Source organism: Streptomyces sp. NPDC020983, assembly GCF_044333485.1.
In the GTDB taxonomy this organism is placed as follows: Bacteria; Actinomycetota; Actinomycetes; order Streptomycetales; family Streptomycetaceae; genus Actinacidiphila.
In genome coordinates, this window is the sequence record NZ_JBIRRA010000010.1 from 61,618 (window position 1) to 86,287 (window position 24,670).

A 24,670-nucleotide genomic window follows, 5' to 3' on the forward strand; every position below is an offset into this window, starting at 1 on the left:
GTGAGCTCATGGCCACCGAAGAAGAGCTGCTGAAGTACCTCAAGGCGGTCTCCGAGGAACTGCACGCCACCCGCGGCCGGTTGCAGGAGCTGGAGAGCCGCCGTGACGAGCCCGTGGCGATCGTCGGCATGGCCTGCCGGCTGCCCGGCGGCGTGTCCTCCCCGGAACAGCTGTGGGACCTCGTCGTCAAGGGAGAGGACGCCGTCGGCGACTTCCCCGACGACCGCGACTGGGACGTCGAGGCGCTCTACGACCCGGAACCGGGCCGAGCGGGCGCGACCTACACCCGCTCCGGCGGTTTCCTGCGCGACGCGGCGGACTTCGACCCGGCGTTCTTCGGGATAGCCCCCCGCGAGGCGCTGTCCATGGACCCGCAGCAGCGCCTCATGCTGGAGGCGTCCTGGGAGGCGCTGGAGAACGCCGGGATCAACCCGCAGACCCTCAAGGGCACCCGCGCCGGGGTCTTCGCCGGATCCTTCCACCACGACTACGACCCGGGCGGCGGCAGCGTCGGCAGCCTCGTGTCCGGCCGCGTCGCCTACACCCTGGGCCTCCAGGGCCCCGCCGTCACGGTGGACACGGCCTGCTCGTCGTCGCTGGTCGCCCTGCACATGGCGGCCCGGGCGCTGCGCAGCGGGGAGTGCTCGCTGGCGCTGGCGGGCGGGGTGACGGTGATGTCGTCCCCGGTGACGTTCGTGGAGTTCTCGCGGCAGCGGGGGCTGGCGCCTGACGGGCGGTGCAAGGCGTTCTCGGATGCCGCGGACGGTACGGGGTGGGCCGAGGGTGTCGGTGTGCTGGTGGTGGAGCGGTTGTCGGACGCGGAGCGCAACGGTCACCGGGTGCTGGCGGTGGTGCGGGGTTCGGCGGTGAACCAGGACGGTGCGTCGAACGGGTTGACGGCGCCGAACGGTCCGTCGCAGCAGCGGGTGATCCGTGACGCGCTGGCGGGTGCGGGGCTCGGTGTTGCGGATGTGGATGTGGTGGAGGCGCACGGTACGGGTACGGCGCTGGGCGACCCGATTGAGGCGCAGGCGTTGCTGGCGACGTACGGCCAGGAGCGGCCCGAGGACCGCCCGTTGTGGCTGGGGTCGCTGAAGTCGAACATCGGTCACACCCAGGCCGCGGCGGGCGTGGCGGGTGTCATCAAGATGGTCGAGGCGATGCGGCACGGGGTTTTGCCGCGCACCTTGCACGTGGAGGAGCCGTCGCACCATGTGGACTGGGAGCAGGGTCAGGTCCGGTTGCTGACCGAGAACCGGTCGTGGCCCGAGGTGGACCGGCCGCGTCGCTCCGCGGTGTCCTCCTTCGGCTACAGCGGCACCAACGCCCACGTCATCCTGGAGGCGGCCCCCGCCCCCCGGCCGGAGACGCCGGCGGACGAACCCACCGGGGCTCTCCTGCCGTGGGTGTTGTCGGCGCGGTCCGTGGAGGGTGTGCGGCGGCAGGCGGCGCGGCTTTTGGCGCGTCTTGATGATGCTCCGGGGCTGGGGTTGCGGGATGTGGGGCTGACGCTGGCGTCGGGGCGGGCTCTGCTGGATCACCGGGCTGTTGTGCTGGGTGCGGATGGTGGGGCGCTGTGCTCGGGGCTGGCGGCTTTGGCTGCTGGTGAGGACTGTGCGGGTGTTGTGGTGGGTGGGGTGGGTGTGGGTGGGTTGGTGTGGGTGTTTCCGGGTCAGGGGTCGCAGTGGGTGGGGATGGCTCGTGAGTTGTTGGAGTCGTCGGGGGTGTTTGCTGCGCGGTTGGGTGAGTGTGCGGCGGTCATGGACGGGTTGACGGGGTGGTCGTTGCTGGATGTGGTGCGGGGGGAGGGTGTGGGGCTGGATCGGGTGGATGTGGTGCAGCCGGTGTTGTTCGCGGTGATGGTGTCGTTGGCGGCGGTGTGGGGTTCGTTGGGGGTGCGGCCTGCTGCGGTGGTGGGTCATTCGCAGGGTGAGATCGCGGCTGTGTGTGTGGCGGGTGGGTTGTCGTTGGAGGATGCGGCGCGGGTGGTGGTGTTGCGGTCGCGGGCGATCGGGGTGCTGGCCGGTCGTGGGGGGATGGTGTCGGTTCTTGCTCCTGCGGAGCGGGTGGGGGAGTGGTTGACCGGTGGGCTTGCGGTGGGGGTGGTCAACGGGCCCGAACAGGTGGTGGTGTCGGGGGTGGTGGATGAGCTGGATGTTTTTGTGGAGCGGTGTGAGCGGGAGGGGGTGCAGGCGCGGCGGATCGCGGTGGACTATGCCTCGCACTCGCCGCAGGTCGAGGAGTTGCGTGCCGAACTCCTCGATGTCCTGGGCGGGATCGAGCCTCGCAGTTCGGATGTTCCGCTGGTGTCGACGGTGACCGGTGAGGTGATCGACACCGCGGTGATGGATGCGGGGTACTGGTTCGAGAACCTGCGTCGGCCGGTGCGTTTCGACAAGGCCCTGTCGGCTCTTCTGGCGGGTGGGCATCGTGCGTTCGTGGAGGTCAGCCCGCACCCCGTCCTCCTCGGCGCGGTCGCCCAGGGCGCCACGGGGGCCGGGATCACCGGTCTCACCGCGGTCGGCACCCTGCGGCGGGACGAGGGCGGCCGCGACCAGCTCCTGCGCAATGCGGCCGAGTTGTTCACGGCCGGTGTGGACGTCGACTGGTCGTCGTGGCTCTCCGGCGGACACCTCGTCGACCTGCCGACGTACCCCTTCCAGCGTCGGCGCTACTGGCAGGCGCCCGTCACGGGCACCGACGTCCGCTCCAACGGGCTCGACCCCGTGCGTCATCCCCTGCTCAGTGCCGCCGTGGACCTCGCGGGCACGGGCGAGGTCGTCCTGACCGGCCGGGTCTCCCGGGCCACCCACCCGTGGCTGGCCGACCACGCCGTCCACGGCACCGTCATCCTGCCCGGCACCGCCTTCGTCGAACTCGCCCTGCACGCCGGTGAACTGGCGGGCTGCCCCGGTCTGCGCGACCTGACCCTGAACGCGCCGCTGTCCCTGCCCGAACGCGGGGACGTCGATCTCCAGGTGCAGGTGGGCCCCCCGGACGGCACGGGACGGACGGTGGAGATCCACTCCCGGCGCCACGGCACGGGGGAGTGGACCCAGCACGCCGGCGGGTTCGTCGTCGAGCGGTCCACCGCGCTGTCCGAGGACACCGGGAGGCTGCTCGGCGCCGACTGGCCGCCCGCCGGGGCGCGTCCGCTCGACGTGGACGCGCACTACGAGGCCCTGGCCGCGGCCGGACTGGAGTACGGCCCCGCCTTCCAGGGGCTGTCCGACCTGTGGCGCTCGGACGGCGCCGTTCTCGCCCAGGCCGCCCTCCCCGGGCGGCAGGCCGAGGAGGCGACCGCGTTCGGCGTGCACCCCGCGCTGCTCGACACCGCGCTCCAGGCGGCCGCCGCGGACGCCGCCGGCCGCGCGGACGGCCGGACGCCGCTGCCCTTCTCCTTCGGCGCCGTCACCCTGCACGGCCGCGGCTCGGGCGGTATCCGGGTCCGCGTCACCGCGACCGGGCCCGACACCTACACGGTGGAGGCCACGGACGCCGCCGGAGCGCCGGTCGTACGCATCGACGACCTGCTCGTCCGTTCCGTGACGGCCGCGGACCTCGCCGTGCCGGAGAGCGGTGAACGGACGCTGCTCTCCCTGGAGTGGACCGCGGCCGACCTGCCGCCCGCGGACGCCGGGGACGGTCCGCAGGCACCCGAGCCGGTGCTGCTGCAGGTCCCCGGGCCCGGCGCGGACGCGGGCAGCCCCCCGGAGCGCGTCCGCCGCGTCCTCCGGGAGACGCTCGGCGGGCTGCGGGAGTGGCTGGCGCAGCCGCGGCCCGCCGGCGCCCGGCTGGCCGTCGTGACCAGCCGGGCCGTGCTGACCGGAGCGGAGCGGGACGGCGTACCGGTGGACCTCGCCCACGCCGCCGTGTGGGGCCTGGTACGCGCGGCCCGCGCGGAGAACCCGGGCCGGATCGTCCTGATCGACACCGAGGGCGCGGAGGACACCGGCGGCACCGGCGAGGACGCGCTGCTGGCCGCCGCGCGCTCCGGCGCCCCCGAACTGGCGCTCCGGGCGGGCCGTGCCCACGTCCCGCTGCTGCGCCGCCGGTCCCCGCGGCCGTCCCGCACGCCGCTCGACGCCCTCGGCACCGGAACCGTGCTGATCACCGGGGGAACGAGCGGGATCGGCGCGCAGGCGGCCCGCCACGCCGCCCGGCTCGGTGTCCGCCACCTGCTGCTGCTGTCCCGGCGCGGGCCCGACGCCGAGGGAGTGCCCGCCCTGCGCGAGGAACTCGCCGCGGCCGGTGCGGAGGTGACGGTCCTGGCCTGTGACGCGGCCGACCGCGGCCGGCTGGAGCAGGTGCTGCGCGCGATACCGGAGGACCGTCCGCTGACCGCCGTCATCCACTCCGCCGGAGTGCTGCGCGACGGCATCGTCGACTCCATCGACGCCGACGCCCTGGACGCCGTGCTGCGGCCCAAGGTGGACGCCGCCTGGAACCTGCACGAGCTGACGGCCGGTGCGCCGCTGTCCGCCTTCGTCGTCTTCTCCTCCGCCGCCGGGGTCCTCGGCGCGGCCGGGCAGGCCGGCTACGCGGCCGCCAACGCCTTCCTCGACGCACTGGCGCAGGACCGCCGGCGCACCGGCGCCGCCGCGCTCTCCCTGGCCTGGGGCCTGTGGTCCGAGGCCACCGGGATGACCGGGCACCTCGCCGAGGCGGACATCGAACGGATCAACCGCGGCGGGATCGCCGCGCTCGGCACCGAGCAGGGACTCGCCCTGCTGGACGCGGCACTGGCCGCCGACCCCGCGGCGGAGGGAGCCGACCAGGCCGTGCTGGTGGCCGCGGCGCTCAACCAGCCCGTCCTGCGCGCGACCGACCCTGGCATGCTGCCGCCGCTCCTGACCGGGCTGTACCCGCCGCGCCTGCGCGCCGCCCGCCGTCCGGCCGCACGCGCCGGTGGACCGGCGGTACCGGCCTCACGCGAGGAGGTCGTCGCCCGCCTGCGCTACCGGTTCGCCGCCACGATGGGCTTCGGGACCGACGAACTCGACGTCTCCGCACCACTGGTGGGGCAGGGCCTGGACTCGGTGATGGCGATGCAGATCCGCAGCCTCGTCGAGACCGACTTCGGCCGGAGCCTGCCGATCGCGACGATGTTCAACGCGGCCACCGTCGAGAGCGTCGCCGACGCCGTCCTCGCCGCAGCGGACGGCGCCGCCGGCGGCAGCTCCGCCCCCGGCGACGGCGCCGGACCGGCCACCGCCGTCGCGGAGATCGAGCACTACCCCGCCACGCGGGACGTCGTGCGGCTGCTGCGGACCGAGCGGAGCGACACCCCCGGCGCGACCCATCACGTCGGACTGGCCGTACGCCTCGCCGAGCCGACCACACGCGAACTGCTGGCCGGGGCGCTCGACCGGCTGGCCGGGCGGCACGCGGCGCTGCGCACCGCCGTCGTCCCGGACGACGACGGCGGCCGGCGGCTGGAGGTGCACCGGGCCGCGGCCGGCGACCTGCTGCGGTGGTCGGAGACGGCCGGCGCCGTCGACCCGGCCGAGCGGCTGTGCGCGCTGATGGAGCCGCCGTTCGACATCACCCGCCCCCCGCTGTGGCGGTTCGAGCTGGTCGCCGGCCCGGCGGGCGACCAGGTGCTCGTGTTCGGGGCGCACCACGCCGTCTCCGACCTGGCGTCGCTGATGCTCGTCGCGCACGAACTCGACGCCGAGCTCGCCGGTCAGGCACCGCCCGCGACCGTGACCAACCGCGACGTCGAGCTGCTGCTGCGCTCCCAGCCGTCCGCGGCCGACTCCCCGGCCGCGGGGCAGCAGGCCGCGGCCGACGCGCGGGCGGACTTCGCGGGCGCCCACCGGCTCGACCTGGAACTGGCCCGGCCCCGCCCCGCCGAGCGGAGCTTCCGGTCCGCGACGCACCTGACGGAGCTGCCGCCCGAACTGGCCCGGCGGGTCGCGGACGCCGCCACCCGCCTGAGCGTGACACCCGCCGCCTTCTGGCTCGGCGCGCTCACCGTGCACCTGGCCCGGCTGCGCCGCCGCGACCGCTTCGTGCTGGCGGTACCCGTGGACACCCGCATGCACGTGGGCGCGCTGGACGCGATCGGCTACTTCGGCCTGCCCATCCCGTTCGCCGCCCGGCTCGCGGCAGGCGACACCGGCGCCGACGTGCTGCGGCGCACCGACCAGGGGCTGAGCCGCCTGCTGGAACGGGGCATCAGCTTCTTCGACGCCATGCCGGCCCTGGTCGAGGAGGGGCTGTACCGCAGGAACGCCCCCCTGGTCGAGGTGTACTTCAACTACATGCCGCCGCAGGCCGGGGCGGCCGGGGCGCTGTCCGTCCTGCCGGCCGGCACCGGCTACTCCGACCTGGACCTGATGATCACGGTGATGCCGGGCCTGGACACGATGGTGCTGGAGTACAACACCGACATCCTCGACGAGGAAGCGTGCGCCGCCCTCGCCGAGGGCGTTCTGGCCGTCGCCGCGGAGATCGCCGACGACCCCGCCGCCCCCGCGTCCCTGCCGGCGCCCGCAGCCGTGCAGGAGGCGCCGGCGCGGGAGGACGGCCCCGCCGCCGGGCCCCCTGCCCGGGTCGCGGTCGCGGCCACCTTCGCCCTCGGCAACCTCCCCGCCCTGGTCGGCGTCGCGCTGGAGGACGCCGTCGGCGGCGCCTTCGAGGTCGCCGAGGCCCCCTACCACCAGGTCCTCGCGAGCCTGCACGACCCGGGCAGCGTCCTGGCCGCACCGGGCACCGCCGCCGCGCTGGTCCTGCTCCGCCCCGGCGACCTCGTCCGCTTCGCCCCCGGCGACGACGACCTGCCCGCCCAGCTGGCCACGGAGTACCCGGACGCGCTGCGTGCCCTGGCCGAGCGCACCCGCACCCCGGTCGTGGTGGCGTTCCTCCCCGAGCGGGCGCCCGACGGGCGGCTGCGCGACTGGGAGGAGCAGGTGACGCGCCGGCTCGCCGAGCAGCCGGGTGTCGCCGTGCTGCCGTCCGGGTGCTGGGCGGACGAGTACCCCGACGGCGGGCTCGACCAGATCTTCGACGAGCACACCGACGAGATGGCCCATCTGCCCTTCCAGGAGGAGTTCCAGGCCGTCGTCGCGCTGCGCCTGGCCGACGTGCTGGCGCAGGTGCGCCGCAGGGCGCCGAAGGTCATCGTGGTCGACGGCGACGAGACGCTGTGGAGCGGCGTCGCGGGCGAGGCCGGCCCGGAGAACGTCGACCTGACCGGCCCCCGGGAACTGCTCGCGCGGCGGCTGCTCCAGTGGCGCGCCGCCGGGGTGCTGCTCGCGCTCGTCTCGAACAACGACGAGGAGACCGTGCACGCCGTCCTCGACCGGCCCGACAGCCTCCTGCGCCGCGAGCACTTCGCGGCGGTCTCCGCCGCATGGGAGCCCAAGTGGACCCGGATCGCGCGGATCGCCGACCAGCTCAACCTGGGCGTGGACAGCTTCCTCTTCCTGGACGACAACCCGGTGGAGATCGCCGCCGTGCGCGCCCAGCTCCCCGGGGTGCTCTGCCTCACCTGCCCGCCCGCCGACCGGCTCGCCGGCTTCGTCACCCGGCTGTGGCCGATGGTGCCCCGCGCGGCGACCACCGAGGACGCCGCCCGCGCCGAGTTCTACCAGCAGGAGCGGGTACGCGACGCCGCCCGGGCGGAGCTGGGCTTCGCGGAGTTCCTGGAGAACCTGCGGCTGGAGCTGGACATCGAGCCGGTGTCCGCCGAGACGGCCGAACGCACCGTCCAGCTCAGCCGCCGCACCAACCAGTTCAACCTCCGGCCGCAGCCGCTGGACGACGCCGGGCTGGAACGGCTCCTGCGGGACGGCGAGGTGTGGACGGCCACCGCGCGCGACCGGTTCGGCGCCTACGGGCAGATCGGCGTGCTCGCCCTCCGCAGGGACGGCGAGGTGCTGGAGGTGACCGCCTGGATGATGAGCTGCCGCGTGCTGGGCCGGGGTGTGGAGGACCGGCTGCTGGCCTGGCTGGCCGACCGGGCCGAGGCGCTGGGCTGCACGGCGGTGCGCCTGGTCGCCGAGCACACACCGCGCAACATCCCGGCCCGGCGCCTGGTCTCCCGCCTGGGCGGCGGCGAGGTCGAGGCGCAGCGGCTGGAGACGGAGATGGCACCGGCGCAACTCCGGGAGTTCCGTTCCTGGGGCCTCGGATCGGAATCGGCAGCGGAGGTCGGCAATGCATGAGGCGGACGGCGGCGCGAGCCGCGAGAGCAGCGACACCCAGCGGGAGGCGGAGGCCGAGGCGCTGGAACGGGGCGGGACGCGCCGCACGCAGGCGGCCGATCTGCTGGCCCGCTTCCGCAAGGCCGCGGCGCCGCCCGCACCGCGGCAGGCCCCCGGCGGCGCCCGGCCGGGCGGCGCCGACCAGCTCGCGGCCTCCATCGCGGGCCTGGCCGCCCGTTTCCTGCCCGGCGACACCGCCGACGTCGACACGGACCTGTTCGACGCCGGCCTGTCCTCCGTGGACGCGGTCGAACTCGTCTCCCTGATGGCGCGCGAGCTGGACGTCAGGATGAGCCTGGACGACGTCTTCGCCGACGCCCGGCCCGCGCGCCTGGCCCGCAGGCACGCCCCGGGCCCTGCGCCGGAGACGGACGGGACGGGCGCCGCGGACACCCTGCCCGCCGTGCGGGCGGCGGTCCTGCCCGAGGGCCCGGACACGTCACCGGGCGCGGGAGCCGGCAGCGAGGACCTGGAGATGATCCTCGCCGACCTCGCCCTCGCCGACCGGCTGCCCTTCAGCCGCCAGGCCGAGCGGATCGCGCCGCGGCTGATCCTGCTCACGGGCGCCACCGGCTTCCTCGGCAGCCACCTGCTGCTGGACCTCCTGCGGCGGGGCGACGCCGACGTGGTGTGCCTGGTCCGGGCCGAGGACGACGCGTCCGCCGAACGGCGGCTGGGCGAGGCACTGGTGAGCTTCGGCCAGCCGTGGTCCGCCGAGGTCCGGCGCCGCGTCCGGGCGCTCGCCGCGGATCTGCGCCGGCCCCGGCTCGGCCTGTCCCAGGAGCGCTGGGACCGGCTGGCCCACGAGGTCGACTCGATCGTCAACGTGGCCGCCGCCGTGGACTTCCTGCGCGGCTACCCCTCCCTGCGGCAGACCAACGTCGTCGGCCCGCTGAACCTGGCCGAGCTGGCGATGGCGGTACGGCCCAAGCCGCTGCACCACATCTCCTCGGTGGCCGTCTTCAACGAGGTCGGCATCGCCACCATGGGCGAGGACGACCCGGTGGCGCACGTCGACCGGCTGTTCGCGGGCTACGACAAGTCCAAGTGGGCCGCCGAGGCGGTGCTGCGGCGGGCCCGGGAGCACGGGCTGACCGCCACGTTCATGCGGCCGGGCGCCATCGGCGGCCACACCCGTACCGGGGTGTACAACCCGCGGGACCTGAGCACCGGCCTGATCGGCGCCATCTCGCGGTTCCGCACCGTCCCGGCCTTCCGCTACATGAACCTGGCGCCGGTCGACTGGATCAGCAGGGTCGCCGCCGCGATCGTCTTCGACCCGCAGGCGTGGGGCCGCAACTACAACCTGACAGGCCGCGCCGAGACCCTGCCGGAACTCGTCAAGGACATGAAGCTGGCCGGGATGAACGTCCGCCCGACCGGCTGGCGGGAATGGCGCGAGGACCTGATGCGCCGGCACGAGAAGGAGCCGGTCCCCGAACTGGACTTCCTCGTACGGATCCTGAGCAGCCCCACCGCCGTCAAGCTCTTCGAGGCCCTGATGTTCGGCCCGGCGGCCGGTATGGACCGCACCGAGGAGTTCCTGGCCCGGCACCGGCTGCCGCTGCCCGAACGCTACGGCTCCGAGGCCCAGCTGAAGGCCTTCGAGCGGATGGCCGAGGACGGCGTGGCCCGGCTGCCCAGCCGCGAGGACCCGCCCTACCTGTCCTTCCGGGAGCGGACCCGGGGCCGCGTCGGACCGGTCGGCCAGGAGCCCGACACCGCGTGCCGGACCGCCTTCACGCTGTCCGTCGCCAGCATGTACCAGGTGGTGCGGCACCGCAGGATCGACGTACGGGGCGAGGTCGCCTGCGCGCGGCTGCACCCCCGGCCGCTGACCGTGCTGGAGGGCGAGATCCTGGTCCGCCCCGACGAGGGCATCCCGCACCGGCACGGCAACGACCACCCGCTGCTGCGCTACCGGCTGACCCTCCAGGACGAGGACGGCGGCCGCTGGTGGCTGGAGGGCTGGAAGACCGCCCGCGCCCGGCACGACTTCTGGAAGCAGACGCGCACGGTGGAGATCACCATCGGGCGCGAGGGCGAGCCCGCGAGCTTCGCCGGTGTCGTGCAGGTGCCCGGGAAGAGCTACGTACCCGACCAGATCGACGGCATCCGCGTCGACCCGCGGCTGTCCTCCCAGGAGCAGCGGCTGGCCAAGCTCACCTGGCTGTCGTGGTTCTTCCTCCAGGTCGGCATGGGGCTGGCGGAACCGTCGATGCGCGCCGCCGCCGAACTGCTGGACCTGCGGCGGGACGCCATCGACCGGGACCGCGACAAGCTGCGGCGCAAGCTGCGGAAGCTGATGATCGAGAAGGAGCAGATCCGATGACGCCGAGGCCCCTGCACCACGCCCTGTCCGCGCGGGTCGAGGACATCCCGTTCACCGCCTCCGACGGCACCCGCCTGGGGCTGACCCGGGTCGTCGCCGACACCGCCGGTGACACCGCCGAACGTCCGGCGGTGCTCGTCCTGCACGGCCTGACCGCCTCGGCCGACATGTTCGTGCTGCCGGAGACCCGCAACCTCGTCGAGGTGCTGCTGGACGCCGGGTACGAGCCCTGGCTGCTGGACTGGCGCGGCAGCTGCCGGCTCCCCTACAACGAGGGCCGCACCCGCTACACCTTCGACGACGTCGCGCTCTACGACATCCCCGAGGCCGTCTCCCTGGTCCGGCAGCACACCGACGGCCGCCCCCTGCTGGTCGTCGCGCACTGCATCGGCGCGCTGTGCCTGTCGCTGAGCATGGCCGCGGGCCTGGTACCGGGCCTGGCCGGCGTGGTCGCCCAGGGCGTCTTCCTCACCCCGAAGATGTCCTGGAAGACGCGGGCGCGCCTGCACTTCGGCGGTGAGCTCCTGCGCTCGCGCTTCGCCCACATCCCGACGGACATCAGGAAGGTGGGGCTGCGCTCCAAGTACGCCCTGCTGTTCGCCGAGGTCTCGCTCGGCGCCGAGTGCAAGGACCCCAACTGCCAGATCCTGCACAACGACTCCTGGGGGGTCGGCGGCTCGCTGTTCGTGCACGACAACCTCGACCCGCGCACCCACGACCGGCTGGCCGACCTGTACGGCACCGTGCCGATGTGGGTCCTGCCGCACCTGCGCAGCGTGGAGCTGGCGCACACCATGATGCGCCACAACGACAGCGACGACCGCTACGCGGTGCTGCCGAAGAACGCGCTGGACGACGCCGGCCGCATCGAGGCCCCGCTGATGCTGCTCTCCGGGGACGACAACCGCTTCTGGTACGACTCCAACAAGGTGTGCCACGAGATCCTCACCAGCAGGCACCCCCAGCTGGACGTCCGCTACGTGGAGGTCCCCGGCTACGGCCACCTCGACACGTTCATCGGCCGCAGCGCCGCCCTCGACGTGTTCGGGCACATCGTGGACTTCCTCGACGAGCACCGGCCGCCCGCCGGCCGCACCCCGGCCACCCGTCCCGGCGCCGCGGTCCGGTGAGCCCCGGCGCCGCCCGGTGCCACCGGGCGGCGCCTGCGGGGCTCAGGGGGCGATGCCGTGCAGGATCAGGTCGACCACCCGCTCGGACAGGTCCGCGTCGAGCGCGGCGCCCTGCCGGAAGGCGCCGCGGGTCATCATCGTCCCGGCGACGAAGTCGACGAGCAGGTCCAGGTCCTCGCCCAGCTCGGGCCTGACCGCCCCGACGGCGATGCCGTGCTCCAGCACGCGGCGCAGCGCCGCCCGCCGCTTGGCGATCACCGTGTCGTGGTACTTGCGCCACAGCACGGGGTTGTTCTGCATCTGCCCGAGCATGTTCCGCAGCATCGCCGAGTCGCGCTTGGCGAGCGCGCGCCGCCGCATGGCCTCGACGGCCACGTACAGGTCGTCGCGGAAGCTCGCGCCGCGGAAGCCCAGCGGGCGGGTGTCGCGGTGGGCGGGGACGTCGATCTCGGCGAGGACGTCGAGGAGCAGCGCGTCCTTGCCGGGCCACCGCCGGTAGACCGTGGTCTTCCCGACGCCCGCCTCGCGGGCGATGCCCTCGATGGAGAGGTCGCCGAAGGTGGCCCCGTCGCCGATGAGCCGCAGCACGGTCTCGACGACCTTCCGCCCCACCGCCGCGTCCCGCGGCCGCCCGCGCGGCGCGGTGCGCGTACCGGCACCGCCGCCGCACGGACCCGCGGCGCCTGCCGCGTCCGCGGGGTGCGTGGCCCGGGCGGCGGCGGGGCCTGGGCCCGCGCCCTCGCTCACCGTCCGGCCCCGGCCTTCGCCGGCTCCTCCGCCCCGCCGCCGGCCGCCGCGGGGGCGGCGGGCGGCTTCGCGGGCAGGAACACCACGACGACGAGTGCGCCGAAGAGGGCGACGAGGCCGGAGGCCACCGCGGTGACGTGCATGGCGTGGATGAAGGCGTCGTGGGCGGGCCGGACGAGCCCGGCCCCCTTCGCGCCCATGTGGTCGGCGGCGCCGAGCGTCGCCTCGACGGACTCGCCGGCGGCGTGCCGCTGCGCGGGCGGCAGGCCCGCGAGGTGGCTGTCGATGCCGTTCCGGTAGACGGTGGACATGAGCGAGCCGAGGACGGCGACCCCGAGCGCGCCGCCGACCTGCCGGAAGACGTTGTTGACCGCGGAGCCGGAGCCCGCCTTCTCGCGCGGCAGCGAGGACATGATCATGACGGTGGCGGGCGGCATCACGTGCGCCATCGCCGTACCCATCGCGAAGAACAGCACTTCGAGCACCCAGATCGGGCTGTCCGCGTCGAGCAGCAGGAAGCCGATGAAGGCGAGGCCGGTGACGGCCATGCCGACCGCGCAGACGGCCCGCGGGCCGAACTTGTCGACCAGCAGCCGGGCGCGGGGCGCGAAGACCATCTGCGCGGCCGCGAGCGGGAGCAGCAGCAGGCCGGACTGGAGGGCGCTGTAGCCGCGGACGGACTGGGTGTAGAAGACGACGAAGAAGGTCACGCCCATGAGGGCGAAGAAGATGAGCCCGATGGCGGCCACGGACGCGGAGAACTGCCGCTTGGTGAAGTACGAGACGTCCAGGGCCGGGTGCTCGACACGGCGCTCGTAGAGGACGAAGCCGACGAGGACGACGAGGCCGCCGAGCGAGGTGAGCCACACCTCGGGGTCGGTGAAGTCGCCGAGCTGGCCGCCCTTGATGATGCCGTAGATGAGCAGGACGAGGCCGGCCATGGAGAGGACGACGCCGACCGGGTCGAGCCGGCCGGGCCGCGGGTCCTTGGAATCCGGGACGAGCAGGAACATCGCGACGAGCCCGGCGATGACGATCGGCACGTTGACCAGGAAGACCGAGCCCCACCAGAAGTGCTGGAGCAGCAGGCCGCCGGTGATCGGCCCTATCGCGATGGCCAGGCCCACGACACCGGCCCATATGCCGATGGCCTTGGGCTGCTCCTCGCGCTCGAAGACGTTCATGATGATGGCGAGGGTGGCGGGCATGATGAAGGCGCCGCCGAAGCCCATCACCCCGCGGTAGGCGATGAGTTCACCCGCGGACCCGGCGGTGGCCGACAGCGCCGACCCGGCCCCGAAGACGAGCATGCCGAAGAGCAGCACCTTCTTGCGCCCGATGCGGTCGCCCAGCAGCCCCGCGGTGAACAGCAGCCCGGCGAAGACCAGCGTGTAGGAGTTGATGGCCCATTCGAGCTGGCTCTGCTTGGCGCCGAGGCCGGTGGGCCGGGGCTGGGCGATGGTCTTCATCGCCACGTTGAGGATCGAGTTGTCCAGCACGACGACGAGCAGGCTGAACAGGAGAACGGTGAGGATCGCCCAGCGGCGGCGGTGAACCGCCTCCGGGACGCCGGGAGTTGCGTTGACGGCCATACGACCAGCGTAGGTCGCTTTACGATACGGACCCGTCCCGTATCGCAAAGTCCCGGCAAAACGTCGGCCACCATCCGGTGGGCGTGCGACGGCGCGGCGGGGGAAGATGCCGGTCATGGACACAGCCCGCGTGCCGCCGCGACCGGCGGACCCACCGCGTATCCCCCCGCGCCGCGGGCGCCGCGTCGCCCTCGTCGCCGTGGCGGCGGCCGCCGTGCTCGGCGTCGTCCTCGCCGTGACCCTGAACGGCGACGGCGACGACGGCCCCTCCGGGCACGCCCTCCGTGCCTTCCCCGGCTTCCGGGCGGCGCACGCCGACACCGTCGTGCTCGACGGGGTCTCGGGCACCGTCCGGGTGACCGCCGACCCCGGCGCCCACGCCGTCACCGGCGACTTCCACCGCCCCGACGGCCACCCGGCCGCCCTGCGCGGCAGTACGTCCGGCGACGACGTCCTGACCCTCACCTGCCCGGACGGCCACGGCCACCCGCAGCCCTGCGCGGGCGACCTGACCCTCGTACTCCCCGCGCACACCGGCCTGCGGCTGCGCCAGACGTCGGGCGAGGCCACCCTCGACGGCCTCGGCGGCGACCTCGCTCTCGACGCCGCCTCGATCCGCCTCACCACCCGGCGCCTGCACCCCGCGCACGCCGACGTGACGGTGGTGTCGGGCAGCGCCGACCTCGGCTTCACCGCCGCGCCCGCCGATCTCGGGGTGCACGCGACCTCCGCCTCCGTCGCCGTCCGCCTGCCGAGGACGGAGGGCGGCTACGCCGTGACGACGGACGAGACCTCCGCCGACGTCCGGATCGCCGTCCCCCGCAACCCCGCCGCCGGGCACCGGGTGTCCCTGGCCGTGACCTCCGGCTCCCTCTCCGTCCGGAACGCCTGACGAGCCCGCGTCAGCCCGCCCGCAGGACGTCGTAGCCGACGAAGGTGAAGAGCCGCACACCCGGTGTCAGCGGGCGGGCCGCCGTGGTGGAGCGGTGGACGCCCACGCCGTAGCCCGCGTCGGGCTCCGACACCCACTGCCGGGTGAAACCGCGCTGCTCGAACCACGCGCAGATGAGGGGGAAGGCGTCGGGGTCCTCGCGGTGCCGGGTCCAGATGACCGTGCCGCCTTGGCGTACCAGCTCGGTGCAGTGGTCGACGGTGCGCTCGATGTCGCCGTGCGAGATGTTGCCGAACAGCCCGCAGACCAGGGCGATGTCGGCCGGTACGGCACCGGCGTGGTGCGCGGTGTCGGCGGCGTCCCCGACGATCGCCTCGAAGTGCTCCAGCCCCGCGGCCCGCACCGCCTCACGGGCGGCCTCCACGTTGCGCGGGTCCAGCTCGACGAGCCGCACCCGGGTGTCCGCGGCCCGCGGGTGCCCGGCGAGGGCCCCGACGACGTCGTGGCCCTGCCCGCCGCACAGGCTCACGATGCTCAGCGGACCGGGCGGCATCCGGTCCAGCTCCTCGCGGATACGGGCCTGCACGGCCGCCAGCCGCAGGGGGTAGGTGCTGCCGGTGCGGGTGTAGTTCTCGTGCCATGCGTGCCAGTCCATGGGCGGCACTGTAGGGAGCGCGCGAGCCGGGCCGCGCCCCATTTTCCGCGGCCGCCGGCCGTGAGGGCCCCGCCGGCCGGGCCGCACCGCGGCGGGGACGGGGGCCCGGCGGGACTCCCACAGCCGCGCGCGGGCCACCGGGCCGGCGACGGGAGGAAGCGGGTCCCGGCCGTCACCGGGACACGAGGTGGGCCGATCCGAACAGGCGCTTGGCCATGCCGAGGCGTTCGTAGGTGGTGACGGCCGGCGCGTTGTGGCCGCGCACCATGAGGGCCGCACGGCCGTGGCGCCGGATGAGTCCGTCCAGGACGAAGGCGCACACGGACGTCGCCAGGCCGCGTCCGCGGGCGGCGGGATGGGTCACGACCCCGGCCATGAATCCGCATCCGGGCGCCGACCAGGCGTCGGCTGCGACCGCCAGCGGCGGCGGGCCGGCGTCGCCGGGCGCCTCCCCGGAGGTGCCGGCCCAGCGGTGGACCCCCTCGAAGCCCGGCTGGGCGGAGGAGTCGGGGAAGAAGCGGTCGAACAGGACGGCTGCCTCCTTCTCCTCGTGGGCCTCCAGCCACCGCACGTCCGCGGTGCCGCCGCGGGGTGGGGCCGCCGTGTCCATCCAGAAGTACGTGTGGACCGGCTCGAGGCCGGGCACCCGGCCCGTGAGCGACTCGACCAGGGCGGCCTCTCCGAAGAGCCGGTAGGAAGGGCCGGCCTCCTCCAGGGCGTGCCGGGCCAGAAGGGCCGCGTCCGCCTCGCCTCCCGCGACGGCCAGGCGGTCGCGCCGGGAGAGACCGGGGCTGGCCACCGCGACGGCCGTGCCGTGGCGCCACGCCCGTACGCCCGGGCCGAGGCCGCCGGTGGCCGGTGCCTGGGCGGCCCAGAGCAGGTGCGCCTGTCCGGGGGCGGCCCGGGAAATATCCGTGTAACATACAAATTCTTCCATGTCCCCGTCCTACCAGGTCGTTCCCGCCCCCGCCGTGGCCGGGACCACAGGCGGGAGGCCCGGCGCCGTGTCCGCGCTCAGACCGCCGGGAGTGACGCGTCCGGGGTCCAGGGGGCGGGGGCGGTGATCGCCCAGCGTTCGTGGTCGCGCCAGGCGCCGTTGATGTAGAGGTAGTCGGGGGAGATGCCCTCGAAGCGGAAGCCCAGGCGCTGGACCAGCGCCAGCGACGGCTTGTTGGCGGGCTGGATGTTCGCCTCCAGGCGGTGCAGGCGCAGTTCGGTGAAGGCGTGCTCCAGGACGAGGGCCAGGCCCTCGGTCATGTAGCCGCGGCCCGCCGAGGGGCCGAAGGCCGCGTAGCCGAGGGACGCGCCCTGGTAGCGCCCGCGGATGATCGAGTTGATGTTGACGGTGCCCGCGGCCACGCCCGTCTCGCGGACGCGGACGAGGAAGCCGCGGTTGGTGCCGTCGTCGAAGCGGTGCATCCAGGTCTCGAAGGCCCGCGCGGTCCTGGGCAGTTGCATGTACGGCCCGTACAGCTCGGTGCTGGCCGCCACGAGCGTGCAGAATTCGTCCTGGTCGGCGAGGGTGAGCGGGGTGAGTTCCACCCGCGGCGGTGTCGTGAGCATGATCCAACGCTAGGGCATGCCGCCGGCGGCCGGCAGGGTGAGGTACGACGTGTGGGACGGGCCCTGGAGTATGTGGACCTCGCCCGCGGTCGCGTCCGCGAGGGTCTCGGCCGAGACGGGGGCGCCGGACTGGAAGTTGGGTTGCCAGCGGCGGTGCGGGGCGCGCAGGACGAGGGCCAGACGGTCGCCGGGCTCCAGGCGCTGGGAGACGAACGGGAAGTCGCGCAGCTCGACCCGTACGGGGTGGTCCGCGGGCCAGGGGGTGCCGGCGTGGTGGCGGGCGCGGAGGGCCGCTTCGGCCAGCAGGCGGGGGGAGCCCTCCGCGGGGAGGACGTGAATGCCTGCCAGGAGGTCGAAGTCGGGGAGTGCGCTGGAGAGCGTGAGGCTCGCGGCGGGGCGGCCGGTCACGTCCACCGGTGAGGTGAAGGGCGCGGTGACGTGGACGGCGGTGCCCGGGCCCGCGGGAAGCGCGAAGGGGCGGTCGTCGGTGAAGACGCGGTGCGCGGGCGGCTGGGCCCGTTCGGGCGCCCCGGCGGTCGCGGGGTCGAGCAGGAGGGTCAGCCGCCGGTGCTCCGTGGGGGCCTCCGGGGTGAGGCCGTGGTCCGCCACAGGGTGGAGGCGCAGGCCCGTACCGCCGGGCAGGTCCGGCGCCGCGCGCCAGCGGTCCTCGCCGACGTGGAAGTACGTCACCCGGTCCGCGAGGAACGCGGGCCGCTCGCCGAGCCCCAGCACCCAGCGGTACCAGCCGATGTGCAGCTCCCGCAGGTCGATCGAGGAGGCCTCGGCGAAGGTGAGGCCGCCGAAGCGGCGGCCGCCGGAGCGGGTGGCGGCGTGGTCCCACGGGCCGATCACCACGTCGTGGCGGGCGCCGGGCACCGCCCGTACGTGCCGGTCGTGGTGGGTGAGCGCGCCGAGCTGGTCGTCGTCGTACTGCCCGGTGATCGTCAGGACGGGCACGCTGATGCCCGCGTACTGCTCGGGCGTGGGCACGAGCGCGTCCCAGTACGCGTCGAGGGTGGGGTGGTCGAGCCACTCCTGGAAGGCGGGCAGTCGCCTGCCGACCGCCACGAGGTCCAGATCGCGGAAGGGCCGCCCGGTGGCGATCAGCCGCTCGCCCGCTTCCGCCCAGAGGGCGTCGTCCGCGAAGGGGCCGTTGTTCATCCGGCGGCCGTCGACGAGCGTCAGCCACCGTGCGGCGAAGGATTTCGGGATGCCGTGCGCCATCGGGAAGTCCACGCCCGGGAAGACCGAGGCGACCGGCGCGATCGCCCGCAGCCCCGGCGGGCGGGTCGCGGCCACCGCCCACTGCGCGAAGCCGCTGTACGAGCCGCCGTACAGGAGCACGTCCCCGCTGGACCACTCCTGCGCGGCGAGCCGGCGCACCGCGTCGTGGCCGTCCGCGCCGTCGTGGACGAAGGGGCGGAAGGTGCCGTCCGAGTCGCCGCGGCCGCGTACGTCGAGGCTCACGAAGTGGAAGCCCGCGGCGGCGAAGGCGGTGCCGTCGGGGTGGTACGCGTCGGCGCCGTAGGGCGTGAGGACGAGCACCACCGGCGCCCGGCCCGCCCCCTCGGGCGACCACCGCATCCCGCGCAGGAACGCGCCCTCCCGCGTGGGAACCTCGATCGTCAAGTGCAGCACCCTGCTCCGTCCTCTCCCCGGCCCCGGTCGTGAACGCGGCAACACCGCACCCCACGGCGGGATTCCCGCCCACCCGTACACTCGCCCGATGGCCGACGACCACCTCCAGCTCACCGTCCTGGGATCCGCGACGCCCTACGCGAGCGTGGACAACCCCTGCTCCGGCTACCTCGTGACTGGTGGCGGCGCCCGCGTGTGGATGGACGCGGGCAGCGGCACGCTGGCCCAGCTCCAGCGCCACACGAGGCTGGAGGATCTGGACGCCGTCTGGATCTCGCACCTGCACGCCGACCACAGCGCCGACCTGCTCACCGCCTACTACGCGCTGCTCCACGCCGACATCCGGCTCGCCGCGCCCGTCCCGCTCTTCGCCCCGCCCGGCACCGCCGACCGGCTCGCCGGCTTCCTGACCAACGGCCCGGCCCGCAGCCCCGTCGAATCCGCCTTCGCCGTCCACGAGTTGGCGGACGGCCACCGTGCGGAGGTCGGCGGACTCACCCTGACCAGCCGCGCGGTGAGACACGGCGTCCCGGCCTTCGGCGTACGGATCGAAGCCGGCGGCAGCGCGCTCGCCTACTCCGGGGACACCGCCCCCTGCCCCGCCCTCGTCCAACTCGCCTCCGGCTGCGACACGTTGCTGTGCGAGGCGGAGAGCACGCGCCCGCCCACCGGCGAGGAGCAGGTCCACCACACCCCGGAGGACGCCGCCGCGACCGCCACCGCCGCGGGCGCCGCCCGCCTGCTCGTCACCCACGTCGGCCACACCCTCACCCCGCAGGCCGCGGTCACCCGCGCCGCCGCCCGTTTCGCGGGCCCCGTCGCCTACGCGGCCCCGGGTGGGTCCTTCACCGTCGGCTGAGCCGGCAGTGGCCGCTGCCCCCGGATGCCGGACGGTCTGCCCTCGCGTCCCTTCCCCCGGGGGCCCGGGGAGCGGCAAGCTCGGGGGATGCGCGACGGGAGGGCGATGCACGGACGGCGGGAAGTGGAACAGGACGGCGCCGGGGCGGCCGCGCGCGGGCGGGCGGGGCGGCGCGAGAGCGCACCCGTGGCGCTGCAGCGCGGCGCGGGGAACGCCGTGGTGGTCCAGATGATGCGCGGCGCCGGCGGGCACGGCATCGGCGGGCTGCTGCTGAACCGGGGCGCCGCGCAGCGCGAGGCGGCGCTCAGCCTCACGTACGGCGTCCGCATCGGGCCGCCCGCAAACCGGCCGGACGACCACTTCAGCCACTCCATGCTCAACCGGATCGACGGCGTACTCGGCAGCCTCCCGGCCCGGGACGTCCGGGACAACCCGGAACTCCAGGCCATCCAGCCCGCCGGAGCCGACACGACGGGCGCGGCCAGCCTCTACGACGCCGACGACCGGAGCATCACCATGGTCAGCCCCTTCGGCATGCCCTCCTGGCTCTACACGGAGCTGAACCGCGGTGTCGGCTGGCAGCGCTCCCTGATGGACAAGGGCGCGATGGCCGGCTACGACGGGATCAGCGAGGACGAGGACCGGGCCCTGGGCCTCGGCGGCGAGCGCCGCGAGGTCATGGGCGGCACGTCGGACGTGCTGGCCAACGGCAACCTCGTGAAGTGGACGCTGCGGCACGAGATCGGCCACTCCGTGGACCGGCAGGCCGGCTGGGCGGTGCGGCTCAAGGGCGAGGCCCGGTTCGGGGGCTGGGAGGCCTACGACGACGCGGCGCCGGTGGCGGTCGCGATCCTGACCGAGGCCGGACTCGGCGACCGGCTGGACGTCCGGGACCGCTTCCGCCTGCGCCTGCGCGACGCGGTGGCGATCGCACTGGACCCGGAGACCGCCCGTAGCAGCCCGGAGCGGCTGACGGACATCGCCGACACCTTCCCCGGCCAGGAGCAGGACTTCCACGACCGGCTCGCCCGCGTGGTGCGGTTCGGCCGGCTCGCCCTCGCCCAGCCGTGGACACTGAACGACGGCGGCGCCGACACCCTCACGATCGCCGGCCGGACCTACCACGTGGACCACTACGGCCAGTGGGTCAGCTACCTGCGGGCCGAGCGGGAGCAGCACGCCGTGTCCAACTACCAGTTCTCCACGCCGGACGAGTGGTTCGCGGAGGCCTACGCCGCCTACCACGACCCGAAACCCGGACCGCGCGCCCGGCTGAACCCGGACGCGCGGCGGTGGTTCGAGGAGCGCGGCGAGGAGCGCGGCGAGTAGAGCGTCGTCGCCCCGGCGCCGGCCCCGGCGCCGCGCTCGCGGTGCGCGCCGGGCCGGAGGCCGTCAGCCCTGGCCGTAGCAGCGCTTCAACTCGTCCAGGTCGTAGAAGTAACTGCCCTTGGCGACCGGCTCGCAGGAGGGCTTGAAGGCGGTCTCCTTCTCGTTGTAGAGCATCCGCACCAGGTACTCCGTGCCCCCGCGGCCCTGGTGGCCCTTGCCGCCGGCGGGAGTTCCCGCGTAGAGGTCCCACTGCACGTTCGCCGCCATCGGGGCGACGTCCGCACCGCGCCAGGTGTTGTTCCGGTACGTGTACGGGTGGGCCGGGTCGGCGTCCGCGGCCTGCGTGCTGCCGGGCAGCTGCAACAGCACGGCGAGCGGCTCGATCTCCTCTGCGTGGGTGAAGCGCAGCACGGCGCCCTTGTCGCTGGTGCCGTCGGCCTTGGCCTCGGCCTGCGCGAACAGGTCGTCCAGCAGGACGTCCGCCATGGCGTAGGTGATGGTGCGGCCGCTGAAGGCGGGCCCCTTCTCGTAGAACTCCTCCGCGTCGTCGAGGTAGGCGAACCACCGCGCGTCCTTCGCCGGGAGGAAGACGTCGAGGTCGACCCCCGGCGCCTCGGCGCGCAGGTCGGGTGCGGCGCTGTAGAGCTCGAACAGCGAGCGGGCGAAGGCGATCCGGTCGTCACCGGACATCGACCCGGCGAACCGGGCGGTGACCAGGCGGGACACGACGTGATCGGCGGACCTCGCCGTGTCCGGGCCGCCGTCGATCGTCGCGATCACGGCGGCCAGGTCCGGGTCGCCGGCCACGTACGCCTGGTAGCCGGCGTTCTGCGGCTGCTTGTGGAAGTACAGCAGGTCCTTGTCCGTGACCGGCGCCTGGACCAGCGGGGCCAGCCCCGGGTCGCCGGCGGTCAGGCCCGAGGTGAAGGCGCCGGCGCTCGCCACCGCGCGCGCGACGCCGGACGTCTCGACCTCGATCGGCTCCTGCCCGGCCTTGATGGCGGAGAACAGCGACGGCAGCCGCTTCTCCAGCCGCGCCGCGGTCTGCCGCTGCTCCTGCGCCCCGCGGCCCGAGAGGTTGCCGTAGCCGATGGCGGACGCGCCCGCGAGAAGCGCCTGCACCTGCGGGGCCAGCCGGGCGCCGAGCGGGGTCAGCTGACCGGCCGCCTGTGCCCTGCCCAGCACCGCGAGCACGGCGTCGCCGTCATCGCTGTCCGTCATGGCGCGCGAGCCGTGCCGGGCGACGTTCTCGGTGAAGACCGGCGTGAAGCCCCGCGGCGCGGACTGGTAGGCGCCGAGTTCCTCCTGCGGGGCGTACGGCGTCTTGGTCGTGTAGTAGTGCGGGGTGGCGGGGCTGTCCTGCGCCGAGGCGGTGGCGCCGGGCAGGGCGACCGCGGCGATCACCACCGCCACGGCCAGGGCGGCGCCGCAGACGACTCTGGGCTTCATGGTCAGGTCCTTGGGAGGGCATGGGAGCGTCGCCCGGTGGGCGCGACGCCCGCACCCTCACAACCGCGGCCGAACCTCCGCCCACCGCACGACGTCACCCAGGTGATCCACACGTGAACACTCCCCGCAGGTCAGGGGTCGTGGGCAACGCCGAACGGCGAAACGAAGGATCTTGGCCTGTGACACTCGTTAGACTCACGAGGTTCGAGCCGGACGTATGAGCGGCATCGGGCCCGGCCCGGTCTGCCGCGGTCGCCCCCGTACGCCGCCCGGCAACTCGCCACCGCCCACGGCGGTGGCCGAACTCATGGGGGGTTCCTTCTTGTCCATCACCTCGACGCGCCCGCCCACCGGCCGCCGCGGCCGCCTGCCGGTGATCAGCACCTTCACCGCCCTGGCCGCGAGCGTGCTCGTCCTCGGCCCGGCCGCCACCGCTCAGGCCGACGCCGGAGCACCGCACCGCGGCATCGCCGTCCCGCGCATGGAAGCCGCGCAGCCGTCCGCGGCCGCCGCGCCGCGCACCGCCGGGAAGCTCCCCGGCACGGCCGCGGCCGCCCCGGCGTCCGGTCCCGACGCACCGCTCTACGACGTCAACGGCGACGGCTACGCGGACCTGCTCATGCGCTGGTCGACCGGGACGGTCTCGGAGTGGCGCAGCTTCGGCCTCACGGTGGAGAGGAACGGCGACACCGAATACCTCGACATCCTCACGCCGGGTGAGGAGATCTCCTCCGCCGCCGGCCCCGAGGCGCTGTCGCTCACCGCGTCGGGCCGGCTGTCGCTCTGGGACCACACGTCCTTCCCGCAGGGCACCCCGCTGTGGACGGGCACCGGCTGGCAGGCGTACAACAAGGTCGTCGCCGTCGGCGACGTCACGGGGGACGGCCTGGGCGACCTGGTCGCGCGCACGCCCACCGGTGACCTGTACTTCTACCGGGGCACCGGGAACGTGGCCGACCCGTTCACCGCCCGCGTCCAGATAGGCCACGGCTTCGGCATCTACGACCAGATGGTCGGTGCCGGCGACATCACCGGTTCCGGGCACGGCTCGCTCGTCGCCCGCGACCTCGCCGGCGACCTCTGGTACTACGAGATCGACGGCAACGCCGCGACGCCGATGGCCGCCCGGGTCCAGATCGGCAAGGGCTGGAACGCGTACACCCAGCTCATCGGCTTCCCGGGCGCCCACCCGGGCGCGCACGGCGGCATCCTGGCCCGCACCCCGTCCGACGAGGTCTACTCCTACGAGGGCGACCCCGGCGGCTCGGGGCTCACCCAGCTCACCGCCCGTCAGGACACCACCGGCACGGACCTGCCCCAGGGGTACGAGACCGACCACGTCCGCGTGGCCGGCATGGGCGGCAACCCCTCCTGGGACAAGGCGAGCCTCCTGGCCATGACGTCCGCGGGCGACCTGTACGTCTACCTGCCGAACGGCGACAGCACGCTGAGCGCACGCTCCCTGATCGGCAGCGGACTGCAGGGCGCCAGGATCGTCAGTTCCGCCTCCCTCACCGACAAGGGCGAAGTGGCGCTGATGGAGGTCTACAACGGCACGCTGTACGACGACACCGTCGCCGGCGGCGCCAACGCGCTGGCCACCGGCTTCGGCGACTACAACCTGGTACTCGGCCCCGGCGACCTGAGCGGCGACGGGCGCAGCGACCTGCTCGCCCGCGACAGCAGCGGCGTGCTGTGGCTGTACCCGGGCAAGGGCGACAGCACGTTCGGCGCCCGCGTGAAGGTCGGCAGCGGCTGGGGCGCGTACAACCAGATCACCGGCAACGGCGACCTCACCGGCGACGGCATCGCGGACATCGCCGCCCGCGACAGCGGCGGCACCCTCTACCTGTACCGGGGCACGGGCACCGCCTCCGCCCCCTTCCAGGCCCGGGTGGCGATCAGCACCGGCTGGAACGCCTACACCAAGCTCGCCGCCCCCGGCGACCTCGACAGCGACGGCAAGGCGGACATCGTCGGCGTCAGCACCGCCGGGGAGCTCTACCTCTTCGGCGCCACCGGCAGCCCCAGCGCCTCCGCCACCTTCAGGGCCAGGGTGAAGATCGGCAACAGCGGCTGGTACGCCTACACCTGGCTGCAGTAGCCGGTGTTGCCGGGCGGTGACCCGCGCGCGTGCGCTGCGGGTCACCGCCCGGCCGCGGCCGGGGGGCCCCCCCCGGAAAGGGGGGGGCCCCCGGCGGGCCGGGCGCGGGTCAGACCGCCGTCGTAAGGCGGTTGGCCACGGGGGTGAGGGTGTTAGCGCCCCTGGCCCGG

13 protein-coding genes and 1 pseudogene are annotated in these 24,670 nt (G+C 74.4%); 7 read left to right on the top strand and 7 right to left on the bottom strand.

Annotation, left to right across the window (positions count from 1 at the left end; all coding sequences use genetic code 11):
- Nucleotides 1–8: 8 nt before the first annotated feature.
- From ACH4SE_RS22995 to ACH4SE_RS23005, 3 genes and pseudogenes are all read left to right on the top strand, one after another.
- Nucleotides 9–8,171 (top strand): annotated as a pseudogene (locus ACH4SE_RS22995) (HAD-IIIC family phosphatase); the annotation flags it as partial.
- Nucleotides 8,164–10,542 carry a thioester reductase domain-containing protein gene (locus ACH4SE_RS23000; RefSeq protein WP_398545306.1) on the top strand — a complete coding sequence of 793 codons (2,379 nt, stop codon included), beginning with the start codon at nucleotides 8,164–8,166 and terminating at the stop codon, nucleotides 10,540–10,542. The pseudogene ACH4SE_RS22995 and the gene ACH4SE_RS23000, both read left to right, overlap by 8 nt.
- Nucleotides 10,539–11,672 carry an alpha/beta fold hydrolase gene (locus ACH4SE_RS23005; RefSeq protein WP_398545307.1) on the top strand — a complete coding sequence of 378 codons (1,134 nt, stop codon included), beginning with the start codon at nucleotides 10,539–10,541 and terminating at the stop codon, nucleotides 11,670–11,672. The genes ACH4SE_RS23000 and ACH4SE_RS23005 overlap by 4 nt, the downstream gene beginning before the upstream one ends.
- Nucleotides 11,673–11,714: 42 nt before the next feature.
- On the opposite strand, the gene ACH4SE_RS23010 is transcribed toward ACH4SE_RS23005, so the two are convergent.
- Together ACH4SE_RS23010 and ACH4SE_RS23015 are read right to left on the bottom strand one after the other, a co-directional pair.
- Nucleotides 11,715–12,284 (bottom strand): TetR/AcrR family transcriptional regulator, encoded by a 570-nt coding sequence (locus tag ACH4SE_RS23010; RefSeq protein WP_398545308.1) that lies wholly within the window; start codon nucleotides 12,282–12,284, stop codon nucleotides 11,715–11,717.
- A gap of 131 nt (nucleotides 12,285–12,415) precedes the next feature.
- Entirely contained in the window at nucleotides 12,416–14,011 is a 1,596-nt protein-coding gene (locus ACH4SE_RS23015; protein WP_398545309.1) for an MFS transporter, read from the bottom strand.
- Nucleotides 14,012–14,126: 115 nt separating this feature from the next.
- Here ACH4SE_RS23015 and ACH4SE_RS23020 point away from each other — a divergent pair, with 115 nt between their 5' ends.
- Entirely contained in the window at nucleotides 14,127–14,903 is a 777-nt protein-coding gene (locus ACH4SE_RS23020; RefSeq protein ID WP_398545310.1) for a hypothetical protein, read from the top strand.
- A gap of 10 nt (nucleotides 14,904–14,913) precedes the next feature.
- Here ACH4SE_RS23020 and ACH4SE_RS23025 read toward each other — a convergent pair whose 3' ends face one another.
- From ACH4SE_RS23025 to ACH4SE_RS23040, 4 genes are all read right to left on the bottom strand, one after another.
- Nucleotides 14,914–15,558, bottom strand: coding sequence for an SAM-dependent methyltransferase (locus tag ACH4SE_RS23025; protein ID WP_398545311.1), 645 nt, complete (start codon nucleotides 15,556–15,558; stop codon nucleotides 14,914–14,916).
- 172 nt (nucleotides 15,559–15,730) lie between these two features.
- Nucleotides 15,731–16,495 carry a GNAT family N-acetyltransferase gene (locus tag ACH4SE_RS23030; protein ID WP_398545312.1) on the bottom strand — a complete coding sequence of 255 codons (765 nt, stop codon included), beginning with the start codon at nucleotides 16,493–16,495 and terminating at the stop codon, nucleotides 15,731–15,733.
- Between the two features lie 77 nt (nucleotides 16,496–16,572).
- A complete protein-coding gene (locus ACH4SE_RS23035; RefSeq protein WP_398545313.1) occupies nucleotides 16,573–17,121 on the bottom strand; it encodes a GNAT family N-acetyltransferase in 549 nt (182 codons plus the stop codon).
- 9 nt (nucleotides 17,122–17,130) lie between these two features.
- Nucleotides 17,131–18,750, bottom strand: a complete 1,620-nt coding sequence (locus ACH4SE_RS23040; protein ID WP_398545314.1) for a CocE/NonD family hydrolase — start codon at nucleotides 18,748–18,750, stop codon at nucleotides 17,131–17,133.
- A gap of 97 nt (nucleotides 18,751–18,847) precedes the next feature.
- On the opposite strand from ACH4SE_RS23040, the gene ACH4SE_RS23045 reads away from it, so the two are divergent.
- Together ACH4SE_RS23045 and ACH4SE_RS23050 are read left to right on the top strand one after the other, a co-directional pair.
- Complete coding sequence (locus ACH4SE_RS23045) at nucleotides 18,848–19,618, top strand: MBL fold metallo-hydrolase (protein WP_398545315.1); 771 nt, start codon at nucleotides 18,848–18,850, stop codon at nucleotides 19,616–19,618.
- 87 nt (nucleotides 19,619–19,705) lie between these two features.
- Entirely contained in the window at nucleotides 19,706–20,947 is a 1,242-nt protein-coding gene (locus ACH4SE_RS23050) for a hypothetical protein (RefSeq protein ID WP_398545316.1), read from the top strand.
- 63 nt (nucleotides 20,948–21,010) lie between these two features.
- Here the strand turns inward: ACH4SE_RS23050 and ACH4SE_RS23055 are convergent, their stop codons facing one another.
- A complete protein-coding gene (locus ACH4SE_RS23055; protein ID WP_398545317.1) occupies nucleotides 21,011–22,396 on the bottom strand; it encodes a histidine-type phosphatase in 1,386 nt (461 codons plus the stop codon).
- Nucleotides 22,397–22,718: 322 nt separating this feature from the next.
- Here ACH4SE_RS23055 and ACH4SE_RS23060 point away from each other — a divergent pair, with 322 nt between their 5' ends.
- On the top strand, nucleotides 22,719–24,500 hold the full coding sequence (locus ACH4SE_RS23060; RefSeq protein ID WP_398545318.1) for an FG-GAP repeat domain-containing protein: 1,782 nt from the start codon (nucleotides 22,719–22,721) through the stop codon (nucleotides 24,498–24,500).
- Nucleotides 24,501–24,670: the final 170 nt, after the last annotated feature.

Coding starts and splice junctions, on each gene's coding strand:
- ACH4SE_RS23030 (WP_398545312.1), bottom strand. CDS start 16,495: ATGGAAGAATTTGTATGTTACACGGATATTTCCCGGGCCGCCCCCGGA.
- ACH4SE_RS23050 (WP_398545316.1), top strand. CDS start 19,706: ATGCGCGACGGGAGGGCGATGCACGGACGGCGGGAAGTGGAACAGGAC.
- ACH4SE_RS23055 (WP_398545317.1), bottom strand. CDS start 22,396: ATGAAGCCCAGAGTCGTCTGCGGCGCCGCCCTGGCCGTGGCGGTGGTG.
- ACH4SE_RS23020 (WP_398545310.1), top strand. CDS start 14,127: ATGGACACAGCCCGCGTGCCGCCGCGACCGGCGGACCCACCGCGTATC.
- ACH4SE_RS23015 (WP_398545309.1), bottom strand. CDS start 14,011: ATGGCCGTCAACGCAACTCCCGGCGTCCCGGAGGCGGTTCACCGCCGC.
- ACH4SE_RS23005 (WP_398545307.1), top strand. CDS start 10,539: ATGACGCCGAGGCCCCTGCACCACGCCCTGTCCGCGCGGGTCGAGGAC.
- ACH4SE_RS23025 (WP_398545311.1), bottom strand. CDS start 15,558: ATGGACTGGCACGCATGGCACGAGAACTACACCCGCACCGGCAGCACC.
- ACH4SE_RS23045 (WP_398545315.1), top strand. CDS start 18,848: ATGGCCGACGACCACCTCCAGCTCACCGTCCTGGGATCCGCGACGCCC.
- ACH4SE_RS23035 (WP_398545313.1), bottom strand. CDS start 17,121: ATGCTCACGACACCGCCGCGGGTGGAACTCACCCCGCTCACCCTCGCC.
- ACH4SE_RS23000 (WP_398545306.1), top strand. CDS start 8,164: ATGCATGAGGCGGACGGCGGCGCGAGCCGCGAGAGCAGCGACACCCAG.